The 5,987-nt window shown below is 64.3% G+C and carries 4 protein-coding genes; 3 read left to right on the top strand and 1 reads right to left on the bottom strand.

Annotation, left to right across the window (positions count from 1 at the left end):
• The 3 genes from VG320_RS07735 to VG320_RS07725 all read left to right on the top strand — a co-directional run.
• Positions 1 to 1,791: MFS transporter (locus VG320_RS07735; protein ID WP_327199542.1), on the top strand; the 1,791-nt coding region annotated here is incomplete at its 5' end.
• A 98-nt stretch (positions 1,792 to 1,889) separates the two neighbouring features.
• Positions 1,890 to 2,990 carry a chorismate synthase gene (gene aroC, locus VG320_RS07730; RefSeq protein ID WP_327199541.1) on the top strand — a complete coding sequence of 367 codons (1,101 nt, stop codon included), beginning with the start codon at positions 1,890 to 1,892 and terminating at the stop codon, positions 2,988 to 2,990.
• 147 nt (positions 2,991 to 3,137) lie between these two features.
• Positions 3,138 to 4,856, top strand: coding sequence for a tetratricopeptide repeat-containing glycosyltransferase family protein (locus VG320_RS07725; protein ID WP_327199540.1), 1,719 nt, complete (start codon positions 3,138 to 3,140; stop codon positions 4,854 to 4,856).
• A 61-nt stretch (positions 4,857 to 4,917) separates the two neighbouring features.
• Here the strand turns inward: VG320_RS07725 and VG320_RS07720 are convergent.
• Positions 4,918 to 5,987: electron transfer flavoprotein-ubiquinone oxidoreductase (locus VG320_RS07720; protein WP_327199539.1), on the bottom strand; the 1,070-nt coding region annotated here is incomplete at its 5' end.

The raw sequence follows: 5,987 nt of genomic DNA, 5'->3' as shown, positions 1-5,987 counted from the left end.
GTCGATCCGAAGACCGTGGCGTTCCTGATTTCGGCGATCTTCATCGTGCCGTTCGTGCTGCTTTCGGCGACCTCGGGGCAGATCGCCGACAAGTACGACAAGGCCGTGCTCACGCGTTGGGTCAAGACCTTCGAGATCGCGGTGATGCTGGTCGGCGCGGCGGGTTTCTGGATGCACAGTGCGCCACTGCTTTATCTGTGCACGTTCCTGATGGGCGTGCATTCCACGGTGTTCGGGCCGATCAAGTACGCGTATCTGCCGCAAAAGCTCTCCGACGATGAACTCGTCGGCGGCAACGGGCTCGTCGAAATGGGTACGTTCGTCGCGATCCTGATCGGCACGATCATGGGCGGGATCGCAGCGGGAATCGGCGCGAGCGATGCGGTGGCAAATGCTGCGGCAAACGCGGCGACAGGCACGCCGGTGGGTGCGTGGTGGCTCGGCGGCCTGTGCATCGTTATCGCGCTGATCGGCCGCGTGGCTAGTAGTTTTGTGCCGCCGTGCGCTTCGCTGCAGCCCGCGTTGCGCATCAACTGGAATCCGTTTTCCGAGACCTGGCGCAACCTGCGCCTCGCGCACGGCAACCGCACGGTGTTCCTCAGCCTGCTGGGCATTTCGTGGCTATGGTTCGTCGGCGCGACCTTTCTCGCCTCGTTTTTCAATTTCGCCAAGGACGTGCTGTCGGCCGACCCCGATGTCGTAACGCTGCTGCTTGCGATGTTTTCGCTCGGCATCGGCTTTGGCTCGCTGATGTGCGAAAAGCTCTCGCGCCGCCGGATCGAGATCGGCCTCGTGCCACTGGGCTCGATCGGCATGAGCGTGTTCGGCATCGACCTTTTTTTTGCGAGCCATGCGCTGCCGCCCGTGCCGCATCTGCTGTCGGTGGGCGAATTCGTCGGCACGCTCGCTCATTGGCGCGTGCTGGCCGACCTGTTCCTGCTCGCGATGTTCGGCGGCTTTTATAGCGTGCCGCTTTACGCGCTGATCCAGAGCCGCAGCGCGCCGAGTCATCGCGCGCGCATTATCGCCGCGAACAACATCCTCAACTCGCTGTTCATGATTGCTTCGGCGCTCATGGCGATGGGGCTGTCGGCGGCGGGTGTCGGCGTGCCGGGCATTTTTCTGACTACGGCGCTGCTCAATATTGTCGTGGCGGCCTATATCTACACGCTCGTGCCTGAGTTCCTGTTGCGTTTCGTGGCCTGGGTGCTCGTGCATACGGTCTATCGCGTGCGCCTTGTGAATGCCGAGCGGATTCCCGCCGACGGTCCGGCGGTACTGGTCTGCAACCACGTGAGTTTTGTCGATGCCGTGGTCATCATGGCCGAGAGCCCACGGCCGATCCGTTTCGTGATGGATCATCAGATCTTCCGCTCGCCGCTGCTCGGCTGGGTGTTCAGGCATGCGAAGGCGATCCCTATCGCGCCTGCGCACGAGAACGCGACGCTGCTCGCGGCCGCCTATGACGCCTGCGCCGCGGCGCTAGCCGAGGGCGAACTCATCTGCATCTTCCCCGAGGGCAAGATCACGCGTGACGGCGAGATGAATCCGTTCCGCCACGGCGTGACCGAAATCCTCAAGCGCCAGCCCGCACCCGTCGTGCCGATGGCGCTGCGCGGCTTGTGGGGCAGCATGTTCTCGCGGCATGCGGCGTCGGGGCAGGAGCGGCCCACCCGGCGTGGCCTGACGAGCCGGCTTACGCTGGCGGTAGGGGAGCCGGTGGCGCCGGCCGACGTCACGGTCGACGGGCTGCAGCGCACGGTCTCGCATCTGCGCGGCGCGCGCCGTTGACGCGCGTTTGCACGACAATGTGTTGAAGGAGCGCCCGGGCGCGCCGCCGCACGGACTGGCATAATGCTGGATTCCCCGAATCACTTTGGACGACTGCCATGTCCGGCAACACGCTCGGTACGCTTTTCACCGTCACCACCTTCGGCGAATCCCACGGTCCGGCCATCGGCTGTGTCATCGACGGCTGCCCGCCCGGCATGGCGCTCACCGAAGCCGATATCCAGATCGATCTGGATCGCCGCCGTCCCGGCACGTCGCGCCACGTCACGCAGCGCCAGGAAGCCGACCAGGTCGAAATTCTCTCGGGCGTGTTCGAAGGCGTCACGACCGGCACGCCGATCGCACTCCTGATCCGCAACACCGATCAGCGCAGCAAGGACTACGGCAATATCGTCGAGACCTTCCGCCCGGGCCACGCCGATTACACCTACTGGCAGAAGTACGGTATCCGCGACTATCGTGGCGGCGGCCGCTCGTCGGCGCGTCTGACGGCGCCCACGGTGGCGGCGGGCGCGGTCGCGAAAAAGTGGCTGCGCGAGCGCTTCGGCGTGGAAGTGCGCGGCTATATGAGCGCGCTCGGCGAGATCGAGGTGCCGTTCGTCGCATGGCAGCATGTGCATGAGAACCCGTTCTTCGCGCCCAACGCCGACGTCGTGCCGCAGCTTGAAGACTACATGGACGCCTTGCGCAAGGACGGCGACTCGATCGGCGCACGCATCAACGTGGTCGCGAGCGGCGTGCCGGTGGGTTGGGGCGAACCGCTGTTCGACCGTCTGGACGCCGACATTGCGCACGCCATGATGGGCATCAATGCGGTGAAGGGCGTGGAGATCGGCGCGGGCTTCGCGAGCGTCGCGCAACGTGGCTCGACGCATGGCGACGAACTGACGCCCAACGGTTTCCATGGCAATCACGCGGGTGGCATCCTCGGCGGCATTTCGACCGGTCAGGACATCACCGTGTCGATCGCGATCAAGCCGACCTCGAGCATCCGCACGCCGCGCCGCTCGATCGACAAGGCCGGCGAGCCGGCGGTGGTTGAAACGTTCGGTCGCCACGATCCGTGCGTGGGCATCCGCGCAACGCCAATCGCCGAAGCCATGCTGGCGCTCGTGCTGATCGATCACGCCATGCGCCACCGCGCGCAGAACGCCGACGTTGTCGTGACTACGCCGAAGATCGCGGCCAGCGACATCTGAAGCGCTGCGGGATTGAGGAAAGGCGCGGCGGGGTGTCGCATCGCACGACCGCGCCGCCATTTTTAAGACTTCGCCAATGTACTGGCGTATGGGAGCCTCGTAAATTGCCTGGATTGGCGCATTTCGCGCTTTGTCCGGGTAGTTTCGATGAACGCTCCTCATTCTTCCTCCAGTCCCTCCGATCTCCTGCAGACCGCGCGCTCGCTGCACGCAGCGGGCGCATACGACGCCGCGCTAGACCTGCTCGATCGCAGGTTGGATAGCGATCCGGCTGACTCCGAAGCACTCGACCTCGCAGCGCATCTGCTGGCCGGCCGCGGCCAGCCCGTCCCTCCAGCGCCTGCTACGCACCGCGCGCTCGCCGACGCCCACTTCGCGCTTGGCGCGTGGTTGTTCCGTCGTGCTCGCTTGCCGGCTGCCGAACAAGCCTACCGGACCGTGTTGTCGTTACGCCGGGACGACGTCTCCGCACTCGCCAATCTCGGCGCTGTTTTGATGCATCAGGGCCGCATGGACGAAGCCGAGGCCACGCTCTCCCGTGCGCTCGAGATCGATGCCGATCACACCGGGGCGCTACTTCATCAAGGAATGCTGATGTGGCGTCTCGGGCGGCTTGCGCAGTCCGAGACCGCGTACCTTGCGGTCCTCGCGCGCGACGCGCAAAACGTATTCGCCTGGAACAATCTTGGCTTGCTGTACAAGGACATGAACCGGGTGGCGGAATCCGAGACCGCATGCCGCCGCGCGCTGGCGCTCAATGGCACTTTCGCCGAGGTGCATAACAACCTCGGCAATGCGCTGTGGCAACTCGGCCGCGTCGACGAGTCGATCGATGCGTACCGGCGCTCGCTCGCGCTACGCCCGGACTACGCGGCCGCGCGCGCCAATCTGGCCTTGCCTTTGCTCTGTCGTGGGGACTACAAGGAGGCGTGGCCGCTTTACGAGTCGCGGCACGATCCCTTGATTGGGCAAGAGGCGATAGGCCGCCCGCCGGTGCCGTATCCGCAGTGGCAGGGCGAATCGCTCGTTGGCAAATCGATACTTGTCTGGCCCGAGCAGGGGCTTGGCGACAGCCTGCAGTTCTGTCGCTATGTGCCGATGCTCAAGGCGTTGGGCGCGGCGCAGGTTAGCGTGGCGTGTGCGCCCACGCAGCAGCGCCTGTTCGAAACGCTCGCGGGTGCAGATCTCGTGATTCCGCTGAACGGGCAAGGGCGGATCGAGCGGCACGACTATTGGTGCCTGATGATGAGTCTGCCGCTGCGCTTTTCCACCACGGTTAAGACCATTCCGGCCCGCGTGCCGTACCTGCATGCGCAGAAGGCTGAAGTTGCACAATGGCAAGCTCGCTTGCCCGCAGGCGCGCTGAAAGTCGGACTCGTGTGGGCGGGCAATCCACGGGCCGACCAGGCGAGTTCGAACGCGCTCGACCAGCGCCGCTCGCTCAATGCGCAGTCGTTCGTTCCTCTGCTGGGCACGCCCGGCGTCACGTTCGTCAGCCTGCAAATGGGCGACTCGACGCGACCGCAGATCGTGGATCTGCCACCGGCGCTACGGCCAGTCGATCCGATGGACGATGTCCGCGATTTCGCCGACACGGCGGCCATCGTCGCGAATCTCGATCTGGTAGTCACCGTCGATACGTCGATGGCGCACCTCGTCGGCGCGCTCGGCAAGCCGGCGTGGGTCCTGTCACGCTACGACGCATGCTGGCGCTGGTTCAGGGACCGCGAGGATTCGCCGTGGTATCCGGGCGCGCGGATATTCCGGCAGACGCAGCCGAATGCGTGGGACGACGTGCTCAGGCGCGTGGAGCAGGCGCTTGCGGAGTTGGCCAGAACGAGCGCCGAATCGGCAATGCAAGGCTAGGGAAGCGAAAAGGGCCGCCCATGCTGGATGGAGCGGCCCTTCGAGTGGCAGATTTCCCGCCTTACATATTCGGATAGTTCGGGCCGCCGCCGCCTTCCGGCGTGACCCAGACGATGTTCTGCGTTGGGTCCTTGATATCGCAGGTCTTGCAGTGCACGCAGTTCTGCGCGTTGATCTGCAGGCGATCGCCGCCGTCGTCGCTCTTCACGAATTCGTACACGGCCGCCGGGCAGAAGCGTGCTTCCGGACCGGCATAAGTACGCAGATTCACGTCGACGGGCACCTTGGCGTCCTTGAGCGTCAAATGCGCGGGCTGATTCTCTTCGTGATTCGTGTTCGAGATGAACACCGAAGAAAGCCGGTCGAATGTGAGCTTGCCATCAGGTTTCGGATACTCGATTGGCTTGCATTGCGAGGCCGGTTTGAGCATTTCGTTGTCGCGATGCTGGTGGTGCAGCGTCCAGGGCACGTTGCCGCCCAGCACCTTCTGCTCCAGTCCAACCATCAGCGTGCCCAGATACAGGCCCTTGCTCATCCACTGCTTGAAGTTGCGCGACTTGTACAGTTCCTGATGCAGCCAGGATTGCTTGAACGCTTCCGGATACGCGGTAAGTTCGTCGCTCTGGCGACCTGCCTGCACGGCTTCAAACGCTGCCTCAGCCGCGAGCATGCCGGTCTTGATCGCCGCGTGGCTACCCTTGATGCGCGAGACGTTCAGGAAGCCCGCATCGTCGCCGACCAGCGCGCCGCCCGGGAACACCAGCTTGGGTAGCGACATCAGGCCGCCCGCCGTGATCGCACGCGCGCCATACGACACACGCTTGCCGCCTTCCAGATACTTGTGGATGGCCGGATGCGTCTTGTAGCGCTGGAATTCCTCGAACGGCGAGAGATACGGGTTCGTGTACGCCAGACCCACGACGAAACCCACCATCACCTGGTTGTTGTCGATGTGGTACAGGAACGAGCCGCCGTACGTGTCGCTTTCGAGCGGCCAGCCGGCCGTGTGGATCACCAGACCCGGCTGATGCTTCGCGGGATCGATTTCCCAGAGTTCCTTGATGCCGATGCCGTAGACCTGCGGATCGGCGTCCTTGTCGAGCTTGAGCTTTTCGTTGAGCTGGCGGCCCA

Source organism: Paraburkholderia sp. (genome assembly GCF_035948235.1).
GTDB lineage: Bacteria > Pseudomonadota > Gammaproteobacteria > Burkholderiales > Burkholderiaceae > Paraburkholderia.
The sequence above is the reverse complement of the archived record's forward strand: the minus strand, read 5'-3'. Positions and strand labels throughout refer to the sequence as shown.

Bases quoted from the DNA above. Each gene is read 5' to 3' on its own strand.
- aroC (WP_327199541.1), top strand. From the start codon at position 1,890: ATGTCCGGCAACACGCTCGGTACGCTTTTCACCGTCACCACCTTCGGC.
- VG320_RS07725 (WP_327199540.1), top strand. From the start codon at position 3,138: ATGAACGCTCCTCATTCTTCCTCCAGTCCCTCCGATCTCCTGCAGACC.